General features: G+C 75.0%; 24 protein-coding genes and 1 tRNA gene. 11 read left to right on the forward strand and 14 right to left on the reverse strand.

Annotation, left to right across the window (positions count from 1 at the left end):
• Positions 1-39 precede the first annotated feature (39 nt).
• The 5 genes from AFE02nite_RS14515 to AFE02nite_RS14535 all read right to left on the reverse strand — a co-directional run bounded on the left by AFE02nite_RS14515 (position 40) and on the right by AFE02nite_RS14535 (position 3,595).
• Positions 40-942, reverse strand: a complete 903-nt coding sequence (locus tag AFE02nite_RS14515) for a thioredoxin domain-containing protein (protein WP_034246732.1) — start codon at positions 940-942, stop codon at positions 40-42.
• A 126-nt stretch (positions 943-1,068) separates the two neighbouring features.
• Complete coding sequence (locus tag AFE02nite_RS14520) at positions 1,069-1,845, reverse strand: YaaA family protein (RefSeq protein ID WP_034246733.1); 777 nt, start codon at positions 1,843-1,845, stop codon at positions 1,069-1,071.
• Between the two features lie 35 nt (positions 1,846-1,880).
• A complete protein-coding gene (locus AFE02nite_RS14525; protein ID WP_034246735.1) occupies positions 1,881-2,348 on the reverse strand; it encodes a mycothiol transferase in 468 nt (155 codons plus the stop codon).
• Positions 2,349-2,448: 100 nt separating this feature from the next.
• A tRNA-Ser gene (locus AFE02nite_RS14530) sits at positions 2,449-2,535 on the reverse strand.
• A gap of 67 nt (positions 2,536-2,602) precedes the next feature.
• Complete coding sequence (locus tag AFE02nite_RS14535) at positions 2,603-3,595, reverse strand: sigma-70 family RNA polymerase sigma factor (RefSeq protein ID WP_034246737.1); 993 nt, start codon at positions 3,593-3,595, stop codon at positions 2,603-2,605.
• 151 nt (positions 3,596-3,746) lie between these two features.
• Between AFE02nite_RS14535 and AFE02nite_RS14540 the strand changes: the two genes are divergently transcribed.
• Both AFE02nite_RS14540 and AFE02nite_RS14545 read left to right on the forward strand, forming a co-directional pair.
• The gene (locus tag AFE02nite_RS14540) at positions 3,747-4,178 is read left to right on the forward strand and encodes a VOC family protein (protein WP_034246739.1); all 432 of its coding nucleotides are present in this window, start codon (positions 3,747-3,749) and stop codon (positions 4,176-4,178) included.
• 43 nt (positions 4,179-4,221) lie between these two features.
• On the forward strand, positions 4,222-5,079 hold the full coding sequence (locus AFE02nite_RS14545; protein ID WP_034246741.1) for an NAD-dependent protein deacetylase: 858 nt from the start codon (positions 4,222-4,224) through the stop codon (positions 5,077-5,079).
• 15 nt (positions 5,080-5,094) lie between these two features.
• On the opposite strand, the gene AFE02nite_RS14550 is transcribed toward AFE02nite_RS14545, so the two are convergent.
• Both AFE02nite_RS14550 and tadA read right to left on the reverse strand, forming a co-directional pair.
• Positions 5,095-5,502, reverse strand: coding sequence for a hypothetical protein (locus AFE02nite_RS14550; protein WP_146819877.1), 408 nt, complete (start codon positions 5,500-5,502; stop codon positions 5,095-5,097).
• An 84-nt stretch (positions 5,503-5,586) separates the two neighbouring features.
• Entirely contained in the window at positions 5,587-6,042 is a 456-nt protein-coding gene (gene tadA, locus AFE02nite_RS14555; RefSeq protein ID WP_261765637.1) for a tRNA adenosine(34) deaminase TadA, read from the reverse strand.
• Positions 6,043-6,148: 106 nt separating this feature from the next.
• On the opposite strand from tadA, the gene upp reads away from it, so the two are divergent.
• Together upp and AFE02nite_RS14565 are read left to right on the forward strand one after the other, a co-directional pair.
• Positions 6,149-6,784: a uracil phosphoribosyltransferase gene (gene upp, locus AFE02nite_RS14560; protein ID WP_034246745.1), complete on the forward strand. Its 636-nt coding sequence runs from the start codon at positions 6,149-6,151 to the stop codon at positions 6,782-6,784.
• A 313-nt stretch (positions 6,785-7,097) separates the two neighbouring features.
• Positions 7,098-7,733 (forward strand): winged helix-turn-helix domain-containing protein, encoded by a 636-nt coding sequence (locus AFE02nite_RS14565; RefSeq protein WP_146819878.1) that lies wholly within the window; start codon positions 7,098-7,100, stop codon positions 7,731-7,733.
• Between the two features lie 214 nt (positions 7,734-7,947).
• On the opposite strand, the gene AFE02nite_RS14570 is transcribed toward AFE02nite_RS14565, so the two are convergent.
• Complete coding sequence (locus AFE02nite_RS14570; protein WP_186814571.1) at positions 7,948-11,688, reverse strand: sigma-70 family RNA polymerase sigma factor; 3,741 nt, start codon at positions 11,686-11,688, stop codon at positions 7,948-7,950.
• A gap of 233 nt (positions 11,689-11,921) precedes the next feature.
• Between AFE02nite_RS14570 and AFE02nite_RS14575 the strand changes: the two genes are divergently transcribed.
• Complete coding sequence (locus tag AFE02nite_RS14575; protein WP_052114117.1) at positions 11,922-12,689, forward strand: hypothetical protein; 768 nt, start codon at positions 11,922-11,924, stop codon at positions 12,687-12,689.
• A 120-nt stretch (positions 12,690-12,809) separates the two neighbouring features.
• On the opposite strand, the gene AFE02nite_RS14580 is transcribed toward AFE02nite_RS14575, so the two are convergent.
• The 5 genes from AFE02nite_RS14580 to dnaK form a co-directional block, all read right to left on the reverse strand.
• Complete coding sequence (locus AFE02nite_RS14580) at positions 12,810-13,313, reverse strand: hypothetical protein (RefSeq protein WP_146819880.1); 504 nt, start codon at positions 13,311-13,313, stop codon at positions 12,810-12,812.
• Positions 13,314-13,390: 77 nt separating this feature from the next.
• Positions 13,391-13,822: a heat shock protein transcriptional repressor HspR gene (locus AFE02nite_RS14585; protein ID WP_146819881.1), complete on the reverse strand. Its 432-nt coding sequence runs from the start codon at positions 13,820-13,822 to the stop codon at positions 13,391-13,393.
• Between the two features lie 10 nt (positions 13,823-13,832).
• A complete protein-coding gene (locus AFE02nite_RS14590) occupies positions 13,833-14,840 on the reverse strand; it encodes a DnaJ C-terminal domain-containing protein (RefSeq protein ID WP_146819882.1) in 1,008 nt (335 codons plus the stop codon).
• Between the two features lie 19 nt (positions 14,841-14,859).
• Positions 14,860-15,495 carry a nucleotide exchange factor GrpE gene (grpE, locus tag AFE02nite_RS14595; RefSeq protein ID WP_222594402.1) on the reverse strand — a complete coding sequence of 212 codons (636 nt, stop codon included), beginning with the start codon at positions 15,493-15,495 and terminating at the stop codon, positions 14,860-14,862.
• Positions 15,492-17,354 carry a molecular chaperone DnaK gene (gene dnaK / locus AFE02nite_RS14600; protein WP_034249160.1) on the reverse strand — a complete coding sequence of 621 codons (1,863 nt, stop codon included), beginning with the start codon at positions 17,352-17,354 and terminating at the stop codon, positions 15,492-15,494. Before dnaK ends, grpE begins: the two co-directional genes overlap by 4 nt.
• A gap of 418 nt (positions 17,355-17,772) precedes the next feature.
• Between dnaK and AFE02nite_RS17955 the strand changes: the two genes are divergently transcribed.
• Positions 17,773-19,737, forward strand: a complete 1,965-nt coding sequence (locus AFE02nite_RS17955) for a glycoside hydrolase family 11 protein (protein ID WP_146819883.1) — start codon at positions 17,773-17,775, stop codon at positions 19,735-19,737.
• A gap of 26 nt (positions 19,738-19,763) precedes the next feature.
• On the opposite strand, the gene AFE02nite_RS14610 is transcribed toward AFE02nite_RS17955, so the two are convergent.
• Positions 19,764-20,474 carry a Dph6-related ATP pyrophosphatase gene (locus tag AFE02nite_RS14610; protein ID WP_052114116.1) on the reverse strand — a complete coding sequence of 237 codons (711 nt, stop codon included), beginning with the start codon at positions 20,472-20,474 and terminating at the stop codon, positions 19,764-19,766.
• Between the two features lie 116 nt (positions 20,475-20,590).
• On the opposite strand from AFE02nite_RS14610, the gene AFE02nite_RS14615 reads away from it, so the two are divergent.
• The 5 genes from AFE02nite_RS14615 (at position 20,591) to AFE02nite_RS14635 (ending at position 25,465) form a co-directional block, all read left to right on the forward strand.
• On the forward strand, positions 20,591-21,742 hold the full coding sequence (locus AFE02nite_RS14615) for a DUF2332 domain-containing protein (RefSeq protein ID WP_146819884.1): 1,152 nt from the start codon (positions 20,591-20,593) through the stop codon (positions 21,740-21,742).
• Positions 21,743-22,164: 422 nt separating this feature from the next.
• Positions 22,165-23,025, forward strand: coding sequence for a hypothetical protein (locus AFE02nite_RS14620; RefSeq protein WP_052114075.1), 861 nt, complete (start codon positions 22,165-22,167; stop codon positions 23,023-23,025).
• 216 nt (positions 23,026-23,241) lie between these two features.
• A complete protein-coding gene (locus AFE02nite_RS14625) occupies positions 23,242-23,880 on the forward strand; it encodes a YdeI/OmpD-associated family protein (RefSeq protein ID WP_052114074.1) in 639 nt (212 codons plus the stop codon).
• Positions 23,881-23,984: 104 nt separating this feature from the next.
• Positions 23,985-25,223, forward strand: a complete 1,239-nt coding sequence (locus AFE02nite_RS14630; RefSeq protein WP_146819885.1) for a GNAT family N-acetyltransferase — start codon at positions 23,985-23,987, stop codon at positions 25,221-25,223.
• A gap of 11 nt (positions 25,224-25,234) precedes the next feature.
• Positions 25,235-25,465: a hypothetical protein gene (locus tag AFE02nite_RS14635; RefSeq protein WP_034249200.1), complete on the forward strand. Its 231-nt coding sequence runs from the start codon at positions 25,235-25,237 to the stop codon at positions 25,463-25,465.
• Positions 25,466-25,530 lie beyond the last annotated feature (65 nt).

Genomic DNA, 25,530 nt, shown 5'->3' on the forward strand with positions numbered 1-25,530 from the left:
GCCGGTCCGCGTCGGGGCCTGGGTGAGCGGCTCGCCGGCTCAGCCCTGCGCGTCCGCCGTCTCGTCGCTGATGCCCGCCTCGGCCTTGACCTGGCTGACCGCCGCCTCGACGGCCGCCATGAAGCCCTCGCTGTCGTCGGGCTCGCCGCCGTAGGGCAGGTCGAGGATGAACAGCGTCGACGTGGTGACCGGCCCGATCGCCGGGTACACGGCCACCTCGGCCGCGCGCTGGGTGGCGTCCTCGACCCACGGCCGGAAGCGCTCGTCGGCGATGCAGCTCGCGACGGCCTCGTCGTCGACGCCGCCCTCGACGAGCGCGTCCGCCAGCACGCCCGGCAGCTCCTCGGCGCCGGCCGCGACGATGCGGTCCTGGGCGGCGAGCAGGGCGCCGTGCGCGACGAGCCCGGAGTCGGGAGCCTTGTCCGCGACGCAGCCGAACGCGGCCGCCGCGGCGATCGACGTCGCGTCGTCACCGATCGGGTGGATCTCCAGGCTGACGTCGCCGTTGATCATCCGCTCGCTCAGGGCTTCGCCGCTCGCGGCCCAGAACTCGGCCGGCTGGGGGTCGGTGTAGTCGACGAACAGGCGCACGTCGGCGACGCCGAGGAACCGCGTCGAGCCGGTCGCCACGGGGTCCGTGCCCGGCCCGTTCGCGTCCGTGACGAGGCCGACGATCGACTCGGTGTCGCCGTACATGACCAGGCCGTCGGACATCATGTTGTGCGGCCCGCGCAGCCGGTCACGCGCCTGGGCCGCCTGCACCTGCGTCACCGTGACGACCGCGGCGATGACGAGCACGAGCCCCGCGCCGCCCCACGTCAGCAGCGCGCGCCGACGGCGTCGGGCGGCCGCCTCGCGGCGTGCCTGCTCCTCGGCCGCGCGTCGGGCCGCCTGGGCCTGGCTGCTCTGGACCTTGCCTCGCTTGGATGCGGCGTAGCTCATGACGGCGTCGTCTCCGTGGCGCGGCCGGCGAACCGGCCCGCGATCGGTAGGGGCAGTGATCGGGACGGATGCTAGTCCCGCGGGATGCCGCCCGGCTGGGACCAGGCTGTGCGTGAGCGGCCCGCGTCAGGCCGGGACGACCACGTCGAGCGTCCACGCGCGGCCCGGGCGCGGCGGCGGGGTCAGCTCCACGGGCCAGCGCAGGGCCAGCACCTCCGCGAGCTCGGCCGGCGTGCGCGGGTCCGCACCCGACTCGAGCAGCTCCCGCGCGACCAGGCCCCGCGTGTGCTTCGCGGCGTGGCTCACCACGCTGCGCCGGCCGGCCTCGTCGCGCAGCACGCGCACGACGGCGGTCCGGTCGCCCAGACCCGCCGGCATCCCGGCCGCCTGGTACGCACCCGAGCGGCAGTCGACGACGACGCCGCGCGACCTCGCGGCGGCCGCTAGGGTCCCGGGCAGCAGCTCGCGCCACAGCGGCTCGAGCGCGGGCGTCCCGAGCAGGCGGGAGCAGATGTTCAGCCGGTAGGGCGGGATGCGGTCGGTCGGCCGCAGCGCCCCCCACAGTCCGGACACGACGACGAGGCGGGACGCCGCGCGTCGGCGGGCGGCGGTGCTGAGCGTCGCGGCGTCGAGCGCGTCGTAGAGGACGCCGGTGTAGACCCCCAGGGCCGGCCGCGCCGGGAGCTCGCGCACGCGGACGTTGCGCGCGACGTCGTCGGCCAGCGACGGGCCCACGAAGAGGCGGCGCAGCGCGTCGGGGGCGGCGCTCGTGGCGACGAGCGCGTCGAGCAGGCGCTCGCGGGTGGGCGCGAGCTCCGGGAAGGAGAGCGCGCCGACGTCGACCGGCCGCCCGCGCCGGGCGGGTGCGGCCTTGGACTCCGACGGCGGCAGCAGGATCAGCACGAGCGCACGCTAACCCCTCGGCGGGTGGGCGCCGGTCAGCGCTCGGGCGCACCCGCCAGGAGCGCGTCGCGAGCGAGCTCGAGCTGGCCGTGATGCTGCGCGAGGTCCTCGACGGCGTGCATGAGCGCCGCTCCGCGCGTCGCGATCAGGTCGAGCGACGGGTGCCCGCGCTCGATGTTCGCGGGCGCGGTGAGGTCGGCGTCGGCGAGGTCGTGGGCCAGGCGGACGTGCGCGTCGTAGACGCGGGCGACCAGCGGGGCGACCAGGCCCTGCGCGCCGAGCTCCGCCTCGCGGTCCCGCTCGATCGTCCGGCCGGCCACGCCCTGGCCGACCCAGTACTCGAGCACCCCGAGGCAGTGCGTCACGATCTGCACGGGCGTGCTCGCGTGGTGCAGCGGGGGCCGCGTGTTCGCCAGCTCGTCCCCGAGCTCCGTCAGGATCCGGGCCATCCCGTCGAGCGCCCGGTAGCACACGTGCAGGACGTCGTCCTCGGCGATCTCCATGGGATGAGGCTGCCACGGCCCGGCGGGTGCGCGAAGCCCGGTCGGGGACCCGCACGACGAGGGGCCCCGGACGCGTGGTCCGGGGCCCCTCGTGCAGGTGCGGTAGCGGTGAGATTCGAACTCACGGTGGGCTTCCACCCACACACGCTTTCGAGGCGTGCTCCTTAGGCCGCTCGGACACGCTACCCAGCGGAGCGAGGATACCCGCACAGTGCCCGCGCGTCCGAATCTCCGGATCCCGACCGGGCCGGCCGTCAGGTCAGCGGCAGCTCGTCGGGCAGGCCGAAGAGCCGGAAGAGGCTCGTGTCGAAGAACGCCGTGACGGCGGCGACCCCACCCTCGGTGACCGTGACGTGCTGGAGCTGGAAGGCGCGGTGCACGCCGTCGGGCCCGAGCATGTACATGCCGAACGCCGGAAAGCCGTTCGCGCGGGTCGCCACCATCCGCATCGACTCCGGCCCGCTGGCCGGGCACTGCGTGCGGATGAGCCGGCCGATGTCCTCCGCGCCGACGTACCAGTCGGTGTAGGGCGGCATGTCCCAGGTCGCGTCAGCGGTCAGCAGCGACACGATCCGGTCGACGTCGTAGTGCTCGAACGCCTCCACGTAGGACTCGAGCAGCTCGCCGACGCGCGGGTCGTCCGCGGGCAGCGGCGCGGGCGTCGCGCCTGCCTGCTGCACGCGCTGCAGGTGCGCGCGGGCCCGCTGCAGGGTCGAGGTCACCGCGCCCACCGAGAGCCCGAGCGCCTCGGCCACCTCGTCGGCGTGCCAGGCGAGCACGTCGCGCAGCACCAGCACGGCGCGCTGCTGGCCGGTCAGGTGCTGCAGCGCGGCGACGAACGCGAGCCGGACGCTCTCCCGGTCGACCACCGTGGCCTCCGGGTCGTCGGGCGCACGGCCCCACAGCACCTCGTCGGGGACCGGCTCCAGCCACGGCACCTCGGGGTGGGAGTGCAGGTCGCCCTCGGGGTCCGACGGCGGCGCCCCCAGCCCGGTCGGCAGCGGCCGGCGGGCGCGGCCCTCGAGCGCCGTCAGGCAGGTGTTCGTGGCGATGCGGTACATCCAGGTCCGCACCGACGAGCGGCTCTCGAACCCGTGGAACGCCCGCCACGCCCGCAGGTAGGTCTCCTGCACGAGGTCCTCGGCCTCGTGCACCGAACCGACCATGCGGTAGCAGTGCGCGAGCAGCTCCCGCCGCAGCGGCTGCACCATCGCCAGGAACGTGTCCTCGGAGATCGTCTGGGTCACAGGACGACGCTAGGCCGGGCCTCCGACATTGACCAGAGTCCGGCCGTGACTATTCCAGCCCGCGACCCCTGGGGCGCTCACCCGATCACTCCCCGGCCCGCCGCCGGTCCCTACTCGTGTCGCCCGGGGAAGGAGCGCGCACGTGCGCCGCATGGTGATCGTCAACCTGCCCGTGCGCGACCTCCTGGCCTCGGCGGGCTTCTACCGCGCCCTCGGCTTCGCTGTCGACGAGGAGTTCTGCGAGGTCGAGGCCGTCAGCGTGCGCGTCTCCGGGTCGGTCCTGGTCATGCTCCTGTCCTTCGAGCGCTACGCGGGCTTCCTCGGCGCGCCCGACGACGGCTCCCCCACACGCCCGGACGACGTCCACCCCCAGTCGCTCACGTCGATCTCCACCGCGACCGCCGCGGAGGTCGACGACATCTACGCCCGGGCGCTGGCGGCCGGTGGCAGCCCGCGCGCGTTCGTCGCCCAGGGCCCGGTGCACGGCCGCTCGTTCGCGGACCCGGACGGTCACGTCTGGGAGCTCGTCCACCTGGACCTGGAGGTCGCCGTCGGCCCGGGCGACCTGCGCGCCAGCTCCTGACCCCTGCGCGGAGCCACCCGCCGGCGCCACGTACCGTGGTCCGGTGACGCAGACCCGCACCGAGCCGACCGCCGACGCCACGGCCGAGGCCCTCGCGTACGCCGCGGCGCTGCTCACCGGCCGCCGCCTCGCCGTCCTCACCGGCGCGGGCATCTCGACCGACTCCGGCATCCCCGACTACCGCGGCCCCGACTCCCCGCCCCGGCGCCCGATGACGTACCAGCAGTTCGTCGGCGACCCCGCCTTCCGCCGCACCTACTGGGCGCGGAACCACGTCGGCTGGCGGCACGTGCACCGCACCCTGCCCAACCCCGGGCACGAGGCGCTGGCGCGGCTGGAGGCGCGGGGCGTGGTCGTCGGCGTGGTGACGCAGAACGTGGACCGGCTGCACCAGGCCGCGGGCAGCCGGCGGGTGGTCGACCTGCACGGCACGTACGCCGAGGTGGTCTGCCTGTCCTGCGGACGGCGGACCACGCGCGACGAGCTCGCGGCGCGCCTGGAGGAGCTCAACCCCGGCTTCGCCGAGACCGTCGGCGAGGTCGACGACGTCGAGATCGCGCCCGACGCCGACGCCGTCGTCGAGGCCACCGAGGGCTTCCGCGTCGCCGACTGCACGTGGTGCGGCGGGATCCTCAAGCCCGACATCACCTACTTCGGCGAGCAGGTGCCGCGCGAGCGCGTCGCGGCCGCGTTCACCCTGGTCGACGACGCGGACGCACTCCTGGTCGCCGGCTCGTCGCTCACCGTCCTGTCGGGGCGGCGCTACGTGACGCACGCGGCGCGCGCGGGCCGGCCGGTCGTCGTCGTGAACCGCGGCCAGACGCGCGGCGACGCGCTCGCGGCCGTGAAGATCGAGGCCGGCACCACGCCCACGCTCCTCGCGCTGGAGCGCCTGCTGTAGCCGACGGCGCCCCGCTCAGGACGCGCGCCGCTGCTCGACCGCGCGGGCACCGCAGGTGCACTCGGGCTCGGCCGGCGGTGCCGGGTCCAGGTGGGTGTCGCGGACCGCGCGGGCATAGGCGAGCGCGTACAGGCGGACGCCGGGGCAGTGCGCGGCGTGCCCGGCGTCGACGTGCCGGAGGACCGCCTCCGCCCGGACCATGGCGTGCCGGGCGTGCACGTGCTGGGCGCCGTCGGCGGACGCGGCACCCGCCGAGGCGGCGATCGCCTCGGCCGCGACCACCACGAACGTGGCGTCGTCCAGGATCGGCAGCAGCTCGGCGAACGCGGCCAGCTCGGCCGCGTGCTCCGGGCCCGCGACCGCCACCTCGTTGCGCGCGAGCGCCCCGTACCGCGCCTCCACCAGCCGTGCGACGTCACTCATGCGTCCCGTCTGCCCCATGTGCGGGTCATCGTCGGCGAGGGCGCACGGGATACGGGTCGGCGCGGATCATCACCGCCGGGTCCGTCACCGCCGGGCCGCGAAGAACTCCCGCAGCAGGGCGCCGCACTCGTCCTCGAGGACGCCGCCCACCACCTCGACGCGGTGGTTCAGCCGGCGGTCGCGGACCAGGTCGTGCGCCGACCCGCACGCGCCGGCCTTCGGGTCCCACGCGCCGAGCACCAGGCGCGGCACCCGGGCGAGCACCAGGGCGCCCGCGCACATCGCGCACGGCTCGAGCGTCACGACGAGCACGCAGTCGTCCAGCCGCCACCGGCCCAGGCTCGCCGCCGCCTCGCGCAGCGCGAGCACCTCGGCGTGCGCGGTCGGGTCGCCGGTGGCCTCGCGCGCGTTCCGCCCGCGTCCCACCACCGTCCCGTCCGGCCCGACGACGACGGCGCCCACCGGCACGTCGCCCGTCGCCAGGGCGCGGCGCGCCTCCGCGAGCGCCTCCCGCATCGGGCGGGCGTCGTCGTCGTGCACGTGACCCTCCCTCTCCCGACGGCGGAGCCGGCCGGCTCTCCTGACCGGTCACGCTAGCGGCACGTGGCGCGGCCCGGCGGCCCCCAGGACCCGGTACCGTGCAGTCATGCGCCTGCACGTCGCCGACCACCCCCTGATCTCCCACAAGCTGTCGGTCCTGCGGGACAAGGACACCCCCCAGGCGACGTTCCGCGAGCTGGTGGACGAGCTGGTCACGCTGCTCGCCTACGAGGCGACGCGCGACGTCCGCACCGAGCCGCGCGAGGTCATCACCCCCGTCGCGGCGACCATCGGGACGCACATGGCGGACCCGAAGCCGATCGTGGTGCCGGTGCTGCGGGCCGGCCTGGGCATGCTCGGCGGCATGATGAAGCTGCTCCCGACGGCGGAGGTCGGCTTCCTGGGCCTCAAGCGCGACGAGGAGACGCTCCAGGCGATCACCTACGCGAACCGCCTGCCCGACGACCTCTCCGGCCGCCAGTGCTTCGTCCTGGACCCGATGCTGGCGACCGGCGGCACCCTCGCCGCGACGATCGACTACCTGTTCGAGCGGGGCGCGCACGACGTGACCTGCATCTGCTTGATCGCGGCCCCGGAGGGCATCGAGCTCGTCGAGAAGCACGTCGGCGACCGGGCCGACGTCACGGTGGTCGTGGCCGCCGTCGACGAGCGCCTGAACGAGAAGGCGTACATCGTGCCCGGCCTGGGCGACGCGGGCGACCGCCTGTACGGCCTGACCTGACCGACGCCGTCGGGTCGACGCACGCCGTGACTGTCACGGTGGCGGTCACCGGTGACTGTCATGGGTGACCGTCATGGGTGCCGGCCTTGACCGGTCGCGTTATCCGTCCGTGACCGGGGTCACACCACCACGGCGGTAGCACACCGCTGCCCGCGGCAGGCCGCGGCATGCCGTCTGACCAGCGAAAACACCCGTGCGATGTGTCCTAGTTGGTCCGTGCTGCGCCCGATCTGCCGGGTGATTAATGTCCACATCTTGAGACTGGCCCCCCTGGGCCTTGGGGGTTCGCGCACCCGCCAGTCACACTCGAGTCATGACTGCAGTCTCAGTGGCTATGACAGGCGCACCGGCGCCCGTCCTGAGCGCGCAGTCGACCGCGTTCGAACCGGGCCTCGCCCTCTACGTGGGGATGACCGGCACCGAGGGTCCCGCCGGCCGCGCCCTCCTCGTCGAGGTCGCGCAGGCGGTCGCCGCGGTCATCGACGAGCTCGCACCCGACGCCACCACCTACAGCGCGATGACGCTCGGTGGCCGCGGCCCGCACGGCGACCTGGTCGCCCGCGTCCGTGACGAGCTCGCACCGACCGCCGCGCGGTCGCACGGCTCGAGCGGTCTGCGCGCCGTGCCGGCCCACCGGGAGGTGATCGTCGACGCCGTCGCGCGCGAGGTCACCATCGCCGGTCGCTCGGTCCCGTTCACGTACAAGGAGTTCGCGCTGCTGGAGTACCTGCTCCGCGCGCCGCACCGTGCCGTGACGCGCGAGGAGCTGCTCGCGCACGTCTGGCACAAGCGCGCGTGGAAGGACGGCACGCGCACCGTCGACGTTCACGTCCGACGACTGCGGGAGAAGCTGGGGGGCTGCCCGCGGATCGTCACCGTCAGGGGTGTGGGTTATCGCTGTGACCCCACCCCCGAGGTTGTCATCGTCGGCTCGGGGGATGCTGACTGAGGACCCTGCGCTGCCGGGTCGTGAAGACCAGGGGGCTTCGTCCCACGGCCCGGCAGCGCAACCTCCCGGTGGGAGGCACCGAACGTGCAGGGGGCTGCACGGCAGCACGACTGCAGGGGGCTGCAGGGGGTAGAGCAGGGGGTACGGCCCGGGACGTCGCGAGACGTCCCGGGCCGCTCTGCTGTTCGGGCCGCCGGCTGGTCAGTGCCGGCGGTCAGGCGCAGGCGCCCTCGGAGCGCCAGAACTCCGCGAAGCGCCCGGGCTCGTAGATCGCCTGGAAGTTGATCAGGCGCGTGTAGTTCCACGACTCGTACGACACGCGGTCGCCGATCCGGTAGAACGTGCCCTTCTCCCAGGGCGCGGCGCAGGCCGGCAGGCTGCCGATGACGACCGTCGTCTGCGCGGTGGGCGCCGCACCGCCGGCCCACGTCAGGCCGACCGCGACGACCCGGCCCTGCATCGTGCCGTTCGCCCGGATCGCGCCCGCGAGCTCGATCGTCGCGCCCGGGGCGAGCGACGGCGTCGTGCAGGTCACCGTGGGACCGGCGCCGCCCGACGACGTGCAGGTCCAGTCCGAGCCCGCCGCCGTGCGCTCCCAAAAGGTCTCCGCGGGGAGCTGGAGCGTCGCGGTCAGACCGGTCGCCGTCGTCGTGCCCGCGTTGGTGACGGTCGCGACGAGGTCGCGCGGCACGCCCTGGACGAACGTGGTCTGCGACTCGAGCGCGACGCGCACGACCGGCGCGTCGGCGACCACGCGGACCGGCGTCAGGAACGGCGGGGAGACCTCGTCCTCACCGGAGCCCTGGGCGTCCCAGAGGGCGACGAAGGTGACGTCTCTGCCGTGCGCCCCCTGGCCCTGGGCCACGACCCGGAAGGTCACGGTCGTGGAGCTGCCTGCGGCGAGCGTGCCGACCTGGCAGTCCAGCGCCTGGTTCGAGCCGTTGCGTCCGGCGCAGCCGCTCCCGGCGACCCACGTGACGCCGGCCGGCAGGTCGACCTGCACCACGACGCCCGTGGCGGTCGAGCCGCCGGCGTTGCTGACGGCGGCCGAGAGCGTCGCGGGCACGTCCGGCACCAGGACGAGCTCCGCCGGCCCGCTCACGCCGACGACGGCCGGAGCCGGCGCACCGACGGCGATGTCCCGGGTGACCGGAGCCGTCGGCTCGGCCTCGGCGTCGAGGACGGACACGACCAGCGGGTAGCTGCCCGACGCCGCGGCGAACGCGATGTGCGCACGCTCCGACGCGCCCGGCGCGAGGGCGGCGATCGTCCGGCAGAGGTCGCCCTCGTCGCCGGCGCACCGGGTCCACTTGGCGTCGCTCGAGGTCAGGCCCGCGGGCAGGTCGAGCGCGACGACGACCTGCCGGCCCGTCGTGCGACCCGTGTTGGTCACCGTGACGTGGGTGTCGAGCGTCGAGCCGGCCGCCGTCGTCAGCTGCTCGACGTCGAGCGCGTACCGGGCCGGGGCGGCCGCGGTCCGCAGCGAGAACGTCGTGCCGGTGCCCGGCTGGGTGGTCACGGTCACGAATCCCGTGCGGTCGACGTCGACCAGCGGCGTCGTGTCCGCGAGCGTGAGGACGAGGTCCGCGTGCTGCCCACGCGGGACGCGCGGCCCGGTGCACTCGTAGCCCAGGCCCCAGGCGCAGGACCAGCCGTCGCTCGGCGTCACCGCAACGTCACCCGGGATGCCCGCCAGCCGCACGGACGCGGGGGCGCCGGTGCCGGTGTTGGTCACGCGGATCGGGACCGTCACGGTCGCCGGGGCGCTCGGCGTCGCGTCGTTGGAGCCGGCGAGCGTCACGGGCACGATCGACTCGACGGAGAACGCCGTCGGCGGGGAGGAGACCTGCATCTGGACGGGCGACGTCGCCGGGGCCGCGCCCAGCGCGGGCGCCCAGGTGCGCACGCCGACCGTCATCAGGCGCGTGCCGTCGAGGCCGTCGTCCGCGACGGTCACGTTCGCGTAGAGCGTCGACCTGTCGCCCGCGCCGAGGCCGGGCAGGGTGCAGGTGGCGAGCGAGCCCACCGCGGAGCAGGACCAGCCGTTCGACGCCGTGCGGACGCTCGTCCCGCCACCGTCCGGCGGGTCCGCCGCCTCGATCGTGACGGCGGTGCCCTCGGGGAACACCAGCTGCGTGACGACCTCGTCGGCCGCGCCGCCCGTGTTGTCGACCGGTACCTGGAGCATGGCCGGCTGGCCGGCGACGAACCCGGACGCACCCATCGTCGGCGGCTGCGCGACGAGCACGGGCGGCGGTGGCGGATCGGTGGGCGGCGGGCTCGTCGGCGGCGGCGACGTGGGCGGGGGAGTCGTCGGCGGGGTGGTGGCCCCGGGGTCCGGGCTGGTCGACGGCGCGGGCGTCGCGTCGTCGTCGGGCTCGGCGACAGCGGGCACGTTGGCCGGGTTCGTCGGGTCGGTGGAGGGCTCGGACGTCGGCTCGTCGGTGGGCTCGTCCGCCGGCGTCGTCGGCCCGTCGCCGGGCGGGGTCGGGGTCATGTCGTCGATGTCCGGCTCGACGGCGACGACGTCCGGGTCGTCGTCGTCGGCCGAGAAGACGCCCATCGCGCCCGCGACGCCCACGGCGCCCGCGACGATGACGCCCGCGGCCGCCAGACCGATGGCCGTGACCGGCACGCTCGCGACGAGGGCCGCGAGGCCACCGGTCGCCGCGGCACCGCCGACCGCGCCCGCGCCGGCACCCGCGGCACCGGCCGCGCCGGCACCCGCACCCGTCGCACCCGCGCCGGTGCCACCGGCCGCGGCACCGCCGGTGGTCGTCGAGGCGGCGGCCGGCTGGGTCTCGAGCGCCGCCGTCAGGGTCGCTGCGCCGCCCGCCGCCACGGCCACCGACGCCGCGGCACCGAGCCCGGCACCCGTCGCCGCACCCGCACCCGCGCCCGCGCCCGCGCCGACCAGCGTCCCGGCACCGGTACCGGCCGCGCCGGCGCCAGCCGCGCCCGCACCGGCCAGGCCCGATCCGGCTGCGCCGCCGGCACCAGTGCCCGCACCCGCGCCGACGCTCACGCCACCGCCGGCACCCGCACCACCCGCACCCGCACCGCCCGCACCGGCACCGGCACCCGCACCGCCGGCGGTCCCGGCCCCGGCACCGGCACCTGCGGCCGCGGCACCGACGGCGCCCGCGGCACCGCCGAAGCCCAGGCCCTGCAGGACAGTGAGCGCGATGCCGCCGAGCACGAGCGGCGCGATGATCGCGCGCATGCCGTGGTTGACGTCGCCCAGCTCGAGGACGAGCGCGCGGCAGTCGCCGCACTCGTCCAGGTGGGACTCCACCAGCGCGGTCTCGCGCTTCGCCAGGCCGCCACGCACGTAGGCGCCGAGCTTCCCGTTGACGATCGTGCAGGCCTCGCTCGTGGGGGAGGCCAGGTGCTGCTGGAGGTACGCCTGCCGCAGGCCCTCCCGGGCGCGGTAGGCGAGCGCGGCCACGCCGTTCGCCGTCAGGCCGAGGACCGGGGCGATCTCCGCGGGCGACAGCCGCTCGACCTCCGTGTACCAGAGGACGGCCTGCCACCGCTCGGGCAGCGACTTGTACGCGCGCGAGACGACGCCGCGCTCGAAGCCCGCGAACGTCGGGTCCTCCGTGGCCTCGCCCGGCCCGAACGCGGCCTCGAACGTCTCGAGGTCGTCCGTGGCCTGCACGCGCCGGCCGCTCTGCACCCTCCCCATCGCCACGCGGCGCACCACGGTGAAGAGGTAGGCGCGGAAGGCGACGTCGGGGCCGGAGCCCCCCTGGATGGTGCTGAAGACGCGCTGGAAGGCGTCCGCGACGGCGTCGTCGGCGTCGGCCGTGGAGTTGGAGTACTGGTGCGCGACGGCGCGGGCCGCGCCGGCGTGCCGCTCGTAGAGCACGCCGAAGGCGGCCGTCTCGCCGCTGCGGACGGCCGTGATGAGCTCTGCATCGCTGGCAAGGCCCCAGCTGCTGCTGATGCTCAACGGCTCACCTCCTACCGTCCGGCGCGCCCGGGACGGAGATGGGTACACCAATCCATCGGAAAGGTTCTCATGTCGCATGAGCCCTGGACAGCGACCAAACGGGCTCAGTTGTCACCCGTTCGGGGGCCCAAGTCCGCCCATGGTGGCCACAACGGTCCCAACGTTCGCGTAGGTCCGCGAATCCGCCCGCGATTCCCGCGTCATAGCGGGCACCCCCGCCGCTCTCATCCGGCGTGACCGCCACCGAGCAGATCCGCGACGCGTGGGCCGCTGTGCTCCGCGAGCAGTGGCGCCTGGAGACCGTCGAGACGGTGTGGCTGCGTCCTGGTGACTGGTACCACCCCGCCGTCGACGCCCTGACCGAGGCGCTGGCCGCCGGCTCGTCTCCTGCCGCTGCCGCCTACCGCCTCGGTCAGGTCCGTGGCGCCGCGGGCGTGGGCGTCGCCGAGACCCTCGACGACGTCGGCGTGCTGTACCGCCTCGTCGGCCGCGACCCGAGCCTCGAGGTCGTCCGGTCCCTGTGCGAGGGCTGGGCGAGCTCGCTCGAGGCCTCCCCGGTCCAGGCGTCCTGCATCGACCCCGAGTCGGGCCTGCCGACGCTCGAGTACCTCTCCGTCCGCCTCGGCGAGACGTACGGCGCCGCGCGCAAGCACGCGCACCACGCGTTCGTCACCCACTGCCTCGTCCTCGTGGACGTGGCCGCCGGCGAGATCGCCCCGTGGCGCCGGATGGCGCGCTCGGCCGCGATGGGCCGGGCCCTCACCGCGGCGCTCGCCCCCGGCCACCCGATGGCGGCCCTCGGCGGCGGCGCGTTCGCCGTCCTCGTGGCGCGCGACTACGACCTGGGCGAGACCGTCCGCCGCATGCGCGACCAGGTGAACGAGCACGCCGAGGCGCTGCACATCACCGACCTCGTGCGCACCCCGCCGCGGATCTGGATCGAGCCTCTGCCCGAGACGCACGACGCCGCCGTGGACCTGCTCCACCACCTGCGCCGGTAGGCGCCCCCACCGACTTCAGCATCCCCCCCGCCACCAGGAGCGCGGCCCTCTCGAGGGCCGCGCTCCTGGCTTTTCCGGCGCCCGCGTGGGAGGGGTCCGACGGGTGCCCGACGGCGGCGCTCAGGCCGGCCGGGCGTCGTCGGCGCGAAGGGCCCGGACGAAGGTGACGACGTTCGCGAGCACGCCGATCGCGGTGCCGACGAGCGCCACGACGAGCGCGACCCGGACGAGCTGGTCCCAGGGCACGCCGTCGTCGTCGAAGGAGAACGGGAAGACGCTGAGGATCCGGGCGACCGCGGCCAGGCCCACGGCCGCGGTGACCGCCTCGCCCAGGGCGCGCAGCCAGCGCGGGTCGGCGACGAGCCAGACGGCGTTCGCGGCGATCGTGACCGCGATCTGGGCGTCCACCCAGGGCAGGACGTCGGTGGTCTCGGCGGTGAGGAAGGACGCCTCCTGCCAGCCCGGCCACACGTGGAGCACCACCCAGAAGGCCACGTTGACGAGGGCGGCCAGCGCGTAGCCGAACCGGCGGGCGGCCGGCGAGGGCCGGGCGCTGCGGCGCTTCGACGGCGCGGGCGACGCGGCGGCCGGCGGGGTCGCGGGTGCGGGCGGGGCGGCGGTCATGGCGGACCTTTCGACCCGCTCACGCTAGCGCCGCGCCGCCCCGCGCACGGGCGGTTCGGTGCACCGCCCTGGGCGGGTCAGGGGCGCGGGGGGCGCCAGATGACGAGGGCGCCCGAGCCCGTCACGCGCGCCGGGCGATGCCCGCGCGGCACGGCGACGACGTCGCCCTGCGGGCCGGCCGCGAACACCCGGTGCCCGGGGTCGGCCGCCGCGCGCAGCGCCTCGACCTGGGTCTCCAGGCGGCGCACGCGGTCCTCGAGGGCGAGGATCCGCTTGATGCCCGCGAGGTTGATGCCCTCCTCCTGGGAGAGCCGCTGGACCTCGCGCAGGGTCGCGATGTCGCGCAGCGAGTACCGCCGTCCGCGCCCGGGGGCCCGGCCGGGGGAGACCAGTCCCAGGCGGTCGTACTGCCGGAGCGTCTGCGGGTGCATCCCGGCGAGCTCCGCGGCCACGGAGATGACGTAGACCGGGGTGTCCGGCGTCAGGTGCCCCGGCAGGTACCCGCTCATCGGTGCCCGCTCACTGCGCGGCCCTCGCCCGCAGGTCGGCCCGCACGTCGCCGTCGCTCGTGGCCTCGTCGAACGCGCGCACGGCCTCGCGCGCCTTGGCGGACAGCCGCTGCGGGACCGCGACCTGCACGGTGACCAGGAGGTCCCCGTCGGCCTGCTCGCCGCCGGCGCTCGCGCCCGTCGCCTTCACGCCGCGCCCGCGCACGCGCAGGGTGCGGCCCGACGGCGTCCCCGCCGGCACCTTCACGCGCACGGTCCCGCCGTCGAGCGTGGGCACGTCGACGTCCGCGCCGAGCGCCGCCTCCGCGAAGGTGACCGGGACGGTGATCCGCAGGTCGCGGCCGTCGAGCGAGAAGACCGGGTGCGGCTCCACGTGCACGGCGATGACGAGGTCGCCCGCGGGGCCGCCGTTCTCACCGGGCCGGCCCTTGCCGCGCAGGCGGATGCGCTGGCCGTCCCGCACGCCCGCGGGGATGCGGGCGGTGACCCGCCGGCCCTCGACGGACAGCGTCACGGTGGACCCGTCGACGGCGTGCCGGAAGGGCAGCGTCGTCGACGCCTCGACGTCGTGGCCGCGCTGGGGCCCGCGCGGGGCGCGGAACCCGCCCCCGCCGAAGAGGCCGCCGAGGATGTCCTCGAAGCCCCCGCCACCGCCGCCCGTGCTCTGGTACCGCACGCGCGGGCCGGCGCCCCCGGGCGCACCGCCGCCGAAGAGACCCCCGAGGATGTCCTCGAACCCGGCGCCGCCCGGGCCGCCGGGGCCGGCGGAGAAGCGGGCTCCGCCGCCGGCCATCGCCCGGATCGCGTCGTACTGCTGGCGCTGCTCGGGGTCGGACAGGACGGCGTACGCCTCCCCGACCTCCTTGAACCGGTCCTCCGCCGCGGCGTCGGGGTTCGTGTCGGGGTGCAGCTCGCGCGCGAGCTTGCGGTACGCCTTCTTGATCGCCGCCGCGTCGGCGTTCTTGGGCACGCCGAGGGTGGCGTAGAAGTCCTTCTCGAACCAGTCCTGGCCGGTCATCCCGCCACCTCCCTTCCGTTCAGCCCAGGGGAGCGGTGACCGCGACGCGGGCCGCGCGGACGATCCGCTCGCCCACCCGGTGGCCCGGCTGGAGCACCTGGGTCACGGTCGGCTCGTCGACCTCGGCGGACTCGGCGTGCATGAGCGCCTCGTGGACCGTCGGGTCGAACGCCTCGCCGGCCGCGCCGTAGCGCTCCCAGCCGAACCGGCCGAGCGTCGTCTCGAGCTTCTCGGCGATCGACGCGAACGGGCCGTCGGCCAGCTCGCCGTGCTGGCGCGCGAGCTCGATCTCGTCGAGCACGGGCATGAGCGCCTCGATCATGCCGAGCACCGCGAGCTCGCCCGCGACCGCGCGGTCGCGGTCGACGCGGCGGCGGTAGTTGACGTACTCGGCCTGGAGCCGCTGGAGGTCGTCGAGCCGCTCGGCCGCCAGCGCCTCGGCGGCCGCCAGCGCCTCGCCGCCCGCGCCGGCGTCCGTGCCCGGCGTGCCCGGCGCCCCGGTGAGGGGGTCGCCCTGGGGCGGCGCCACGTCGTCGGGCGCGGGCTGGCGGACGGCGCCCGTGGTGGGGTCGATCCGCCGCTTGTCGGTGAACCGCACGGCGGTGGGGTCGTCCTCGCGGGCAGCCCCACCCCCGGCGTGGTGCTGGTCGGTCACTTGGTCTCGTCCTCGTCCACGATCTCCGCGTCGACCACGTCGTCGTCGTCCGCGGTGGTGCTGCCCGCTGCGTCGGCGGCGGGCGCACCGGCGGCACCGGCGGCGGCGTCGGCGGCGTAGATCGCCTCGCCGATCTTCTGGGCGACCGCGGACAGCGCGGCCTGCTTGGCCTTCACGGCCTCGATGTCCTCGCCCTCGAGCGCGGTGCGCAGCTCGCCGACGGCGGCCGTGACCTCGGTCTTGACGTCCTCGGGCACCTTGTCGCCGTTGTCGCGCAGCACCTTCTCGGTCGAGTAGACGAGCGCCTCGGCCTGGTTGCGGGTCTCGGCCTCCTCGCGGCGCTTCTTGTCCTCGGCGGCGTGCGCCTCGGCCTCCTTGATCATGCGCTCGATGTCGTCCTTCGGCAGCGCGGAGCCGCCGGTGATCGTCATCGACTGCTCCTTGCCCGTGCCGCGGTCCTTCGCGGACACGTGCACGATGCCGTTCGCGTCGATGTCGAAGGTGACCTCGATCTGCGGGATGCCGCGCGGGGCCGGCGCGATGCCGGTGAGCTCGAACGTGCCCAGCGGCTTGTTGTCGCGCGCGAACTCGCGCTCGCCCTGGAACACCTGGATGAGCACCGACGGCTGGTTGTCCTCGGCCGTGGAGAAGATCTCCGAGCGCTTGGTCGGGATGGCCGTGTTGCGCTCGATGAGCTTGGTCATCACGCCGCCCTTGGTCTCGATGCCGAGGCTCAGCGGGGTGACGTCGATGAGCAGCACGTCCTTGCGCTCGCCCTTGATGACGCCCGCCTGCAGCGCGGCGCCGACGGCGACGACCTCGTCCGGGTTCACGCCCTTGTTGGGCTCCTTGCCGCCGGTCAGCTCGGTGACGACGTCGGACACCGCGGGCATGCGGGTCGAGCCGCCGACGAGGACCACGTGGTCGATGTCGCTCAGCTTGATGCCGGCGTCGCGGATGACGGCGTGGAACGGCGCCTTGGTGCGGTCGAGCAGGTCGGAGGTCATCTCCTCGAACTGCGCCCGGGTGAGCTTGGTGTCGAGGTGGATCGGGCCGTTCTCGCTCATCGACAGGTACTGCATGGAGATGGTCGTCGAGGTGGCCGACGACAGCTCCTTCTTCGCCTGCTCGGCGGCCTCGCGGAGGCGCTGGAGGGCGATCTTGTCCTTGGACAGGTCGACGCCGGAGGAGTTCTTGACCTCCTTGATGAGGTGCTCGACGATCCGCTGGTCCCAGTCGTCGCCACCGAGGTGGTTGTCGCCGGAGGTGGCGCGGACCTGGATGGTCGAGAAGCCGTCCTCGTCCTTGCCGACCTCGAGGAGGGACACGTCGAACGTGCCGCCGCCGAGGTCGAAGACGAGGATGAGCTCGTCCTCCTTGCCCTTGTCGAGGCCGTAGGCGAGCGCGGCCGCCGTCGGCTCGTTGATGATGCGCAGCACGTTGAGGCCGGCGATCTGGCCGGCGTCCTTCGTGGCCTGGCGCTGGGCGTCGTTGAAGTACGCGGGGACGGTGATGACGGCGTCGGTCACGGGCTCGCCGAGGTACTGCTCGGCGTCGCGCTTGAGCTTGCCGAGGACGCGCGCGGAGATCTCCTGCGCGGTGTAGTCCTTGTCGTCGATCTTGACGTCCCAGTCGGTGCCCATGTGGCGCTTGACCGAGGTGATGGTGCGGTCGACGTTCGTGACCGCCTGGCGCTTGGCGATCTCGCCGACGAGCACCTCGCCGCCCTTGCTGAACGCGACGACCGACGGCGTCGTGCGGGCGCCCTCGGCGTTGGCGATGACGGTGGGCTCCCCGCCCTCGAGGACGGAGACGCAGGAGTTGGTGGTGCCGAGGTCGATGCCGACGGCGCGTGCCATGGGTGGTGCCTTTCGTTCGGTGGCGCCCGGGTGCGGGCTGGTCTTGAGCCTTCTGCGCTCAAGTCTGCGCCCTCGCTCGCCGGGCCGCAAGTCGAGTTGAGTCGCCTGGGCTCAAGGTTCGGTTGCGGTGGCGGCGCGGGCGCGGGCGCGGTTGCCGGCGCGGTCGCCGGCGACCCGGTCGCGGCCGGGTCGCAACTATCGGGGCGGCGCGTCGATCTTTCGCCCCAGGGACGCGTGATGGTCGCCTAAACGTTTCGGGCGAATCGGACACTTCTCGACCCCGGCGGCCCGCGCGCAGACTCCTGTCGTATGCCTGGCACGGCCGCCCGCGCGGCCCTGTCCAGCCGGAAGACCGGCTCGGCCGCCGCCTCGCACGTCGCGCGCGCGACGCCGTCGGTCACGCACAGAGAGGTGCCGCATGTCCGATACTTTCGCGCTCCGCAGGAGCGCTCGACCACGACGCCGGCTCGCCAGCCTGCTCGCCGCCGGGGCCATGGCCGCAGCGGTGACGCTGACGGCCGTCTCGCCCGCCGGGGCCGCCACGGTCACGAGCAACCAGACGGGCACCCACGACGGGTACTTCTACTCGTTCTGGACCGACTCGAACGGCACGGTCTCGATGGAGACCGGCTCGGGCGGGAACTACTCGACGCAGTGGCGCAACACCGGGAACTTCGTCGCCGGCAAGGGCTGGGCGACCGGCGGCCGGCGCACCGTCCAGTACACGGCCCAGTTCAACCCGTCCGGCAACGCCTACCTGACGCTGTACGGCTGGACCCGCGGACCGCTGGTCGAGTACTACATCGTCGAGTCCTGGGGCACCTACCGGCCCACCGGCACGTTCATGGGCACGGTCACCAGCGACGGCGGCACCTACGACATCTACCGGACGCAGCGCGTCAACCAGCCCTCGATCGAGGGCACGTCGACCTTCTACCAGTACTGGTCCGTGCGGCAGCAGAAGCGCACGTCCGGCACCATCACGGTCGGCAACCACTTCGACGCCTGGGCCCGCGCGGGCATGAACCTCGGCAGCCACGACTACCAGATCATGGCGACCGAGGGGTACCAGAGCTCCGGCTCGTCGAACGTGACGATCGGCACCACCACCGGTGGCGACACCGGCGGCAACACGGGCGGGAACACCGGCGGCGGCACGAGCAACGGCTGCACCGCGACCGTCACGAAGACCAACGACTGGTCCGACCGCTTCAACGTCGACGTCGCCGTCTCCGGCAGCAACGACTGGACCGTCAGCGTCGGCCTCGGCAGCGGCCAGAGCCTGCAGAACAGCTGGAACGCGTCGGTGTCCGGCACCACCGGGACCCTCACGGCCAAGCCGAACGGCGCCGGCAACACGTTCGGCCTGACGCTCTACAAGAACGGCAACGGCAACCTGCCGACCGTGAGCTGCACCGCGGCCGGGTCCACCGGCGGCAACACGGGCGGCAACACCGGCGGCAACACGGGCGGGAACACGGGTGGCAACACCGGCACCAGCTGCTCGGCCGGCTACGTGGCCCTGACGTTCGACGACGGCCCCAACTCGGGCACCACCAACCAGATCCTGTCGGCGCTGCGCGACGCGGGCGCCACGGCCACGGTGTTCCCGACCGGCTCCAACGCGACGAACAACGCCTCGCTCATGCAGGCGTACCGGAACGCGGGGGTGCAGATCGGGAACCACAGCTGGGACCACCCGCACGTCGGGAGCCTCAGCTACAACGACCTGCAGTCCCAGCTCCAGCGGACCCAGCAGGCCGTCCAGCAGACCGCGGGCGTGACGCCGCAGATCTTCCGTCCGCCGTACGGCGAGACGGGCGGCTCGGTGAGCCAGGTCGCCTCGCAGCTCGGCCTGCGCGTGGTCACCTGGGACGTCGACTCGGCCGACTGGAACAACGCCAGCGCGTCGGCGATCCGGCAAGCGGCCGGCCAGCTGCGTGACGGCCAGATCATCCTGATGCACGACTGGCCGGCCAACACCGTCCAGGCCCTGCCCGGGATCCTCAGCGACCTCAAGTCACGCAACCTGTGCACGGGTCACATCTCGCCGAGCACCGGCCGCGCCGTGGCGCCGTCGTCCACCGGCGGCAACACCGGCGGGAACACCGGCGGCACCGGAAGCTGCACCGTCTCGGTGACCAAGGCCAACGACTGGAGCGACCGCTTCAACGTGAACCTCGCGGTGTCCGGCTCGAACAGCTGGACCGTGAAGATCAACCTCGGCAACGGCCAGTCGCTGCAGAACGCGTGGAACGCGAGCGTCTCGGGCACCTCCGGCACGCTGACCGCCACACCCAACGGTGCCGGGAACTCCTTCGGCATCACCCTCTGGAAGAACGGCAACTCGGCCGTTCCCACCGCCACCTGCACCGCAGGCTGACGGCCCCCACCGGGCCCCGGACGCCGTCAGCGCCGGGGCCCGGTGGGCTGTCCGACGGCGGCAGTGGGGCGCCCGGGCGCGGCCGTGACGTCCACGAAGCGGTAGCCCGAGCGCTCGACGACCTCGCCGAACGCGAGGTCCAGGGGGCGCGGCAGCACCGGGCCGGCGGCGACCACCGTGTGGTACTCGCCGAGCTCGCCCGACGGGTCCACGCCCGCAGCAGCCAGGGCGTCCACGAGGGCCGCGTCGAGCTCACGCCCGAGGACGTCGACCCCCAGCACCTCCGGACCCGCCGCGTCCGCGGCCACCGCCACGACGTACGCCCGGAACCCCTCGCGCCACAGCTCGTCGAGCAGCGCGCGCCGCGGCCGGCCCCACAGCGGCTCGTGCACCGTGACACCCACCGGCCCGCAGACGCCCTCCACCCAGGCGCGGTTCCGGTCGACGTCGATGTCGCCGAAGACGCCGTCCGTCACGCCGTCGGCCCGCAGCGCCGTGACCGCGGCCACGAACCGGTCCTCGTACTCGGCCCAGCTCGTCGGCACGAACGTGATGGGCAGCCCCATGGCGTCCGCCTGCGCACGCAGCACCTCGGCACGCAGGCCGTGGGAGCGGCTGCGCGTGCCGTCCTCGATCATCATCGTGAGCAGCCGCTCGACGACGACGCCGTCCGCGTGCGCCCGGTGCAGCGCGAGCGCCGAGTCCTTGCCGCCGCTCCACGAGCAGAACCCGCGCACGCCGACCGCCTCCCTCGCGGCACGGTCCGCGCGCCTCGAGGCCCCAGGATGCCCGACGGCGTCCGGACTGTGGAGCCCTCCGCGTCCCGGGCGCGTCCCGCGACGTACGGTGCCTCATGAGCGCCCCCGGTCCCGACGCCGAGCCGACCACCGTCCGCGAGGCCCAGCAGATGTTCCGCAACTTCGCGGACGGGTTCTCCGAGCTGCGCCTCTACCGCACCCTCGCCCTGGGCATCGCCGCGGACGACGACGTCGCGCGCCTCCTCCTCGCCGCCCGCCCCGGGCAGGCGCGGCCGATCCTCCTGCTCGCCGCCCTGCACGACCTCGTCCTGGCGCACCCCGAGCTGCCCGCCGCGCGCTGGTACCCGAGCGTCACGGGCGGCCCCGTGCCCGACGGCGACCCGTGGCCGGACGTCCGCGACGCCGCCCTCACGCACGCGGACCGCCTCCGGCGCGTCATCGCCACCCGAGGCACGCAGACCAACGAGGCGAACCGCGCCGTGCACATGGGTGCCCTCGTCGCCGAGGCGTCGACGGACGTGCCCGACGCCCCCGTCGTGCTCCTCGAGATGGGCGCGAGCGCGGGACTCCTGCTCGAGCTGGACGCGTACCGCATCGAGATCGGCGCGCCCGGGACCCCCGGCGCGGCGGTCCTGGGCGACCCGGCGTCGGACCTCGTGACCCAGGGCGAGCTGCGCGAAGGGTCGGTCGCGGGACTGCGGCTGCCGCGCGTCGTCGGCCGGGTGGGGCTGGACCTGGCGCCCGTCCGGCCGGACGACGACGCGGAGCTGCGCTGGCTCGAGGCCTGCCTGTGGCCCGACCAGCCCGAGCGTCTCGAGCGGTTCCGCGCCGCCGTGCGGCACGTGCGCGCGCGCCCGCCGCACCTCGTCCGCGGCGACATGGTCGCGGACCTCGGCGCCGTCGCCCGCCGCGCGGTCCAGGACGCCGACGACGCCGCGGGCGAGCGGGCGCACCTGGTGGTCCTCAGCTCGTGGGCGCTGACGTACGTGCGGCCGGAGCGCCGGGCCGACGTCGCCGCGACCCTCGCCACGCTCGCCGACGACGGCCGTCCGGTGTCCTGGGTGACCGCCGAGCCGCTCGGCTGCGTGCCCGGGCTGCCGGAGCTCGGCCCGGGTGCGTGGGCCGGCGAGGCCGACCCCGAGACGGTCCTCGGCGCGCACCTGTGGCGCGACGGCACCGCGCTGCCGCCCGCCCTCTGGGGCGTCTCCCACCCCCACGGCGCCTGGCTCCACTGGCACGGCCGCTGACGCCCGCCACCCCACGCGCGCCTCCGGCGCCGGCGCCTCGCCCGCGCCTCGCCCGCGTCTCGCCCGCGCCTCGCCCGCGCCTCGCCCGCGTCTCGCCCGCGTCCCGCGCCCGCGAGGTCGAGCTTTGCGCTCGAGGTCGAAGGTCACGACGCTCGACCTCGAGCGCAAGGCTCGACCTCGGCGGCGGACGCCAGACACTGTGGCCGGGCAGCGCGCACAGCCGCATGAGGGTGGGGCCGCGTCCACAGGCGCAGGGGGTCTGGCGCGCCGGCGTCGGGCGTCGGGCGGAACCCTCGAGCGTGCCTCGACGCCCTGGCGTTCTCGCCACCCTCCGGCCCGCGCCGGTCCCGCCCGTCCATCTCGCACGCGACCATCCGCCTGCGGTCGTCCGCGGGCACGTACGTGCGGGGTCCTGGACCCCGGTGCGGCCGGGCGCCTACACCGACACGCCCGTCACCGCCGACCCGTACGAGGCCGCCCGGCACACGGCTGTCGCACGCGTGGCCGCCGCGGTGCTCCAGCTCGAGACGCCCGTGGTGGTCAGCCATGGGTCCGCTGCGCTCCTGTGGGGACTGCCCGCGCCGACGACGGCCCCGGTCCACCTCACGCAGACGACCAAGCCGTGTCGCAACGCCCGCGGCCTGCTGCGGCACTCCCACCGGCTCTCCGACGGGGACAGCACGACACTGTCGGGTATCCGGGTGACGACCCCTGCACGCACGGTGCTCGACTGCGCCGCCACGTTGCCGCCCAGCCTCGCGCTCGCGGTCGTCGACGCTGCGCTCCACGCCGGGGTCGACCGCGGCGTCTGCCTCGAGCTCCTGGCGGGGACACCACGGCGCAGGGGCGCGATCCAGGCTCGTGCCGTGCTGGACCTCGCTGACGACGGCGCCGAGTCGCCGGGCGAGTCCCGTGCCCGCTTCGCCCTGCTCGCGGCGGGGCTTCCCCGACCCGAGACGCAGATCGCCATCGAGACCCACCTGGGGACCTTCTGGTCGGACCTCGGCTGGCCTGCGTGGCGGCTCCTCGCGGAGTACGACGGTCGCGGCAAGTACACGGCCGCGGGCAGCACGACGGAGGCGGTCCTGGCGGAGAAACGCCGCCAGGACGCCATCGAGGAGGCGGGCTACCGCGTGCTGCGCATCACCAGCGAGGACCTGCGCTCGCCCGCACGCCTGGTCGACAGAGTGATCCGCAGCGCGCCACCCACTGCGATCCCGCAGCCCCTGCGGCCGCGGGGTGCGCTCGCCGAACCCCCACGCGTGAGACCTCCCTGGCGCTGAGGTCGAGCTTTGCGCTCGAGGTCGAGGGTCACGACCCTCGACCTCGGGCGTAAGGCTCGACCTCATTCATGGGCCGGTGCTCGTGAGGGCGGGCCGGGCATCTCCGCGGGCCGGGCATCGCCGCGGGCCGGGCATCTCCGGGGCGGCGCGTGTCGGGGGTGGGGTGAGAGTGGGCCGGTGGGCGACGCGTGTCGGGGGCGCGGGTGAGGATGGGGCATGGCCGACGCAGCCGCGCCCGCACCGGAGCCCGCACCCGAGCCCACGGACCTGCCCGTGCTCCACCTGCCCGACGCCGCGGCCTGGCGCGTGTGGCTCGAGGAGAACCACGCGACGTCGAACGGCGTGTGGCTCGTGCAGCGCAAGAAGTCCGGTCGCATCCCCGCACCGAGCTACGACGAGGCGCTGGACGAGGCGCTCTGCTTCGGCTGGATCGACGGCCAGGGCCGCCGCCGTGACGACGACGCCTCCTACCAGCGCTGGACCCCGCGCCGGTCGCGGTCCATCTGGTCGGCCCGGAACGTCGGCCACGTCGCACGGCTGGAGAGCGAGGGCCGGATGACCGACGCCGGCCGCGCCGAGGTGGAGCGCGCCAAGGCCGACGGCCGCTGGGACGCCGCGTACGGCAGCCAGGCCACGGCCGAGATCCCCGAGGACATGGCCGCCGCCATCGCCGCGAACCCCGCCGCGCAGGCGTGGTTCGACGTGCTCACCGGCACGAACCGGTTCGCCCTGTACTTCCGGGTCACGCAGGCCAAGCGGCCGGAGACGCGGGCGCGGCGCATCACGGACCTCGTCGACAAGCTGTCCCGCGGCGAGACGCCCTTCCCGCAGAAGGCGCGCCCCGAGGGCCTCTGAGCCGCCTCGGCGCCGCGACCGCCCGCCGGGCCGCCGACGGCGCGGGGCGACCCACCGGGAAAACCGTTCGCCCGGCGTCGGGCGCGGGCCGCACAGTGGTGCCCATGCCTTCCTGGACCATCCTCACGGCACCGGTGCCGGAGACCCTCGACGCGCCCGACGCGTGGGCGCTGCACGGCGTCGGCCGGGTGAGCCACGAGCACGAGCAGCGCATGTGGGGCTACGCCGACCTGATGTACCCGTCGTGGTACCTCCTGGCCGACCTGCGGCCGCAGCTGTACGCGATCCGGCGCGTGTTCGTGGCCGTCCCCGACGGCGTCACCGAGCCGACGGCCGACGACGTCGTCGGGTTCGCCAAGCTCACGCTGCCCCTGCAGGACAACACGCACCTGGCCGACGTCGAGCTCTACGTGCATCCCGACCACGTCGACGACGGCGCCGACGCGGCGCTCCTCGAGGCCGCCGAGACGCTGGCCGCCGAGCACGGGCGCACGTCCCTGGTGACGTGGAGCGAGCAGGTCGGCGAGCCGGACCCCGGACCGGGCGTACTCGAGCCGCCCACGGGATCGGGCCGGGTGGACGGGAACGCGCGCGGCGCGCGCTTCCTCGCCGACCACGGCTACGTCCTCGAGCAGGCCGAGCGCTACAGCCTGCTGCGCCTGCCGCTGCCCGACGGGCTGCGCGAGCGTCACCAGGCCGAGGCGGCCGCGCGCGCCGGGGCGGACTACCGGCTCGTCACCTGGACCGACCGAGCGCCCGACGAGTGGGTGGACCAGGTCGCCGTCCTGGAGATGCGGATGAGCACCGACGTGCCCAAGGGCGACCTCGACTTCGAGGAGTCGCGCTGGGACGCGGCCCGCGTCCGCGACTGGGAGCGGCGGGTCGCGGAGTCCCAGCACGGGATGCTGGTGACCGCCGCCGTGCACGTGCCCACGCAGACCCTCGGCGCGTTCACCGTGCTGCGGTACCCGATCGCGTACGAGGAGATCGTCTTCCAGGACGACACCCTCGTGCTGAGCGAGCACCGCGGCCGGCGCCTCGGCATGCTCGTGAAGGCGGAGAACCTGCGGCGCCTCGCCGAGCTCCGCCCGGGCGCCGCCCGCGTGCACACGTGGAACGCCGAGGAGAACTCGTTCATGCTCGCGATCAACGTGGCGCTGGGGTTCCGGCCGACGGGCGTCGCGGGCATGTGGCAGAAGCGCGCCGTCGCGGGGGAGGCGGCCGACGCCGTGGAAGCCGCCGACGACGAGGGGGCCGCCCTCCGCGCGTCGGGCAGCGCGACGGTGGGCGACCGGGCCGAGGACGGCTCGGCCGCCCCGGCGCGCGCCGCCGCCCAGGCCTGAGGCCGGCCGCCGTGGGCGCACCGGAGGGCTTCGCGTTCACGGCGCACGGCGACGAGGTGCGCATCACCCACCGCGGCCGGCCCGCGACCACGTTGCGCGGCCGAGCGGCCGCGGACTTCCTCGACGACGTGACGCGCGTCGACGCCCAACGGCTGATGGCGCGCGTCACGGGCAACTACCGCCGCGGCAACGAGCGCACGGCCCGCGCGCACCCCCGGAACGCGGGCCCGACGCGCGGCTGACCTCGCCGGGCAGCAGCGCTTCGGCGAGTTGGGACCGCCATGCGGGCGGAAGTCTCCGGGGCGGG

This window comes from Actinotalea fermentans, assembly GCF_007991475.1.
Lineage (GTDB): Bacteria > Actinomycetota > Actinomycetes > Actinomycetales > Cellulomonadaceae > Actinotalea > Actinotalea fermentans.

Bases quoted from the DNA above. Each gene is read 5' to 3' on its own strand.
- AFE02nite_RS14515 (WP_034246732.1), bottom strand. From the start codon at position 942: ATGAGCTACGCCGCATCCAAGCGAGGCAAGGTCCAGAGCAGCCAGGCC.
- AFE02nite_RS14580 (WP_146819880.1), bottom strand. From the start codon at position 13,313: ATGACCGCCGCCCCGCCCGCACCCGCGACCCCGCCGGCCGCCGCGTCG.
- AFE02nite_RS17955 (WP_146819883.1), top strand. From the start codon at position 17,773: ATGTCCGATACTTTCGCGCTCCGCAGGAGCGCTCGACCACGACGCCGG.
- AFE02nite_RS14540 (WP_034246739.1), top strand. From the start codon at position 3,747: ATGGTGATCGTCAACCTGCCCGTGCGCGACCTCCTGGCCTCGGCGGGC.
- upp (WP_034246745.1), top strand. From the start codon at position 6,149: ATGCGCCTGCACGTCGCCGACCACCCCCTGATCTCCCACAAGCTGTCG.
- AFE02nite_RS14615 (WP_146819884.1), top strand. From the start codon at position 20,591: ATGAGCGCCCCCGGTCCCGACGCCGAGCCGACCACCGTCCGCGAGGCC.
- AFE02nite_RS14550 (WP_146819877.1), bottom strand. From the start codon at position 5,502: ATGAGTGACGTCGCACGGCTGGTGGAGGCGCGGTACGGGGCGCTCGCG.
- AFE02nite_RS14585 (WP_146819881.1), bottom strand. From the start codon at position 13,822: ATGAGCGGGTACCTGCCGGGGCACCTGACGCCGGACACCCCGGTCTAC.
- AFE02nite_RS14630 (WP_146819885.1), top strand. From the start codon at position 23,985: ATGCCTTCCTGGACCATCCTCACGGCACCGGTGCCGGAGACCCTCGAC.
- AFE02nite_RS14625 (WP_052114074.1), top strand. From the start codon at position 23,242: ATGGCCGACGCAGCCGCGCCCGCACCGGAGCCCGCACCCGAGCCCACG.
- AFE02nite_RS14525 (WP_034246735.1), bottom strand. From the start codon at position 2,348: ATGGAGATCGCCGAGGACGACGTCCTGCACGTGTGCTACCGGGCGCTC.
- AFE02nite_RS14565 (WP_146819878.1), top strand. From the start codon at position 7,098: ATGACTGCAGTCTCAGTGGCTATGACAGGCGCACCGGCGCCCGTCCTG.
- dnaK (WP_034249160.1), bottom strand. From the start codon at position 17,354: ATGGCACGCGCCGTCGGCATCGACCTCGGCACCACCAACTCCTGCGTC.
- AFE02nite_RS14590 (WP_146819882.1), bottom strand. From the start codon at position 14,840: ATGACCGGCCAGGACTGGTTCGAGAAGGACTTCTACGCCACCCTCGGC.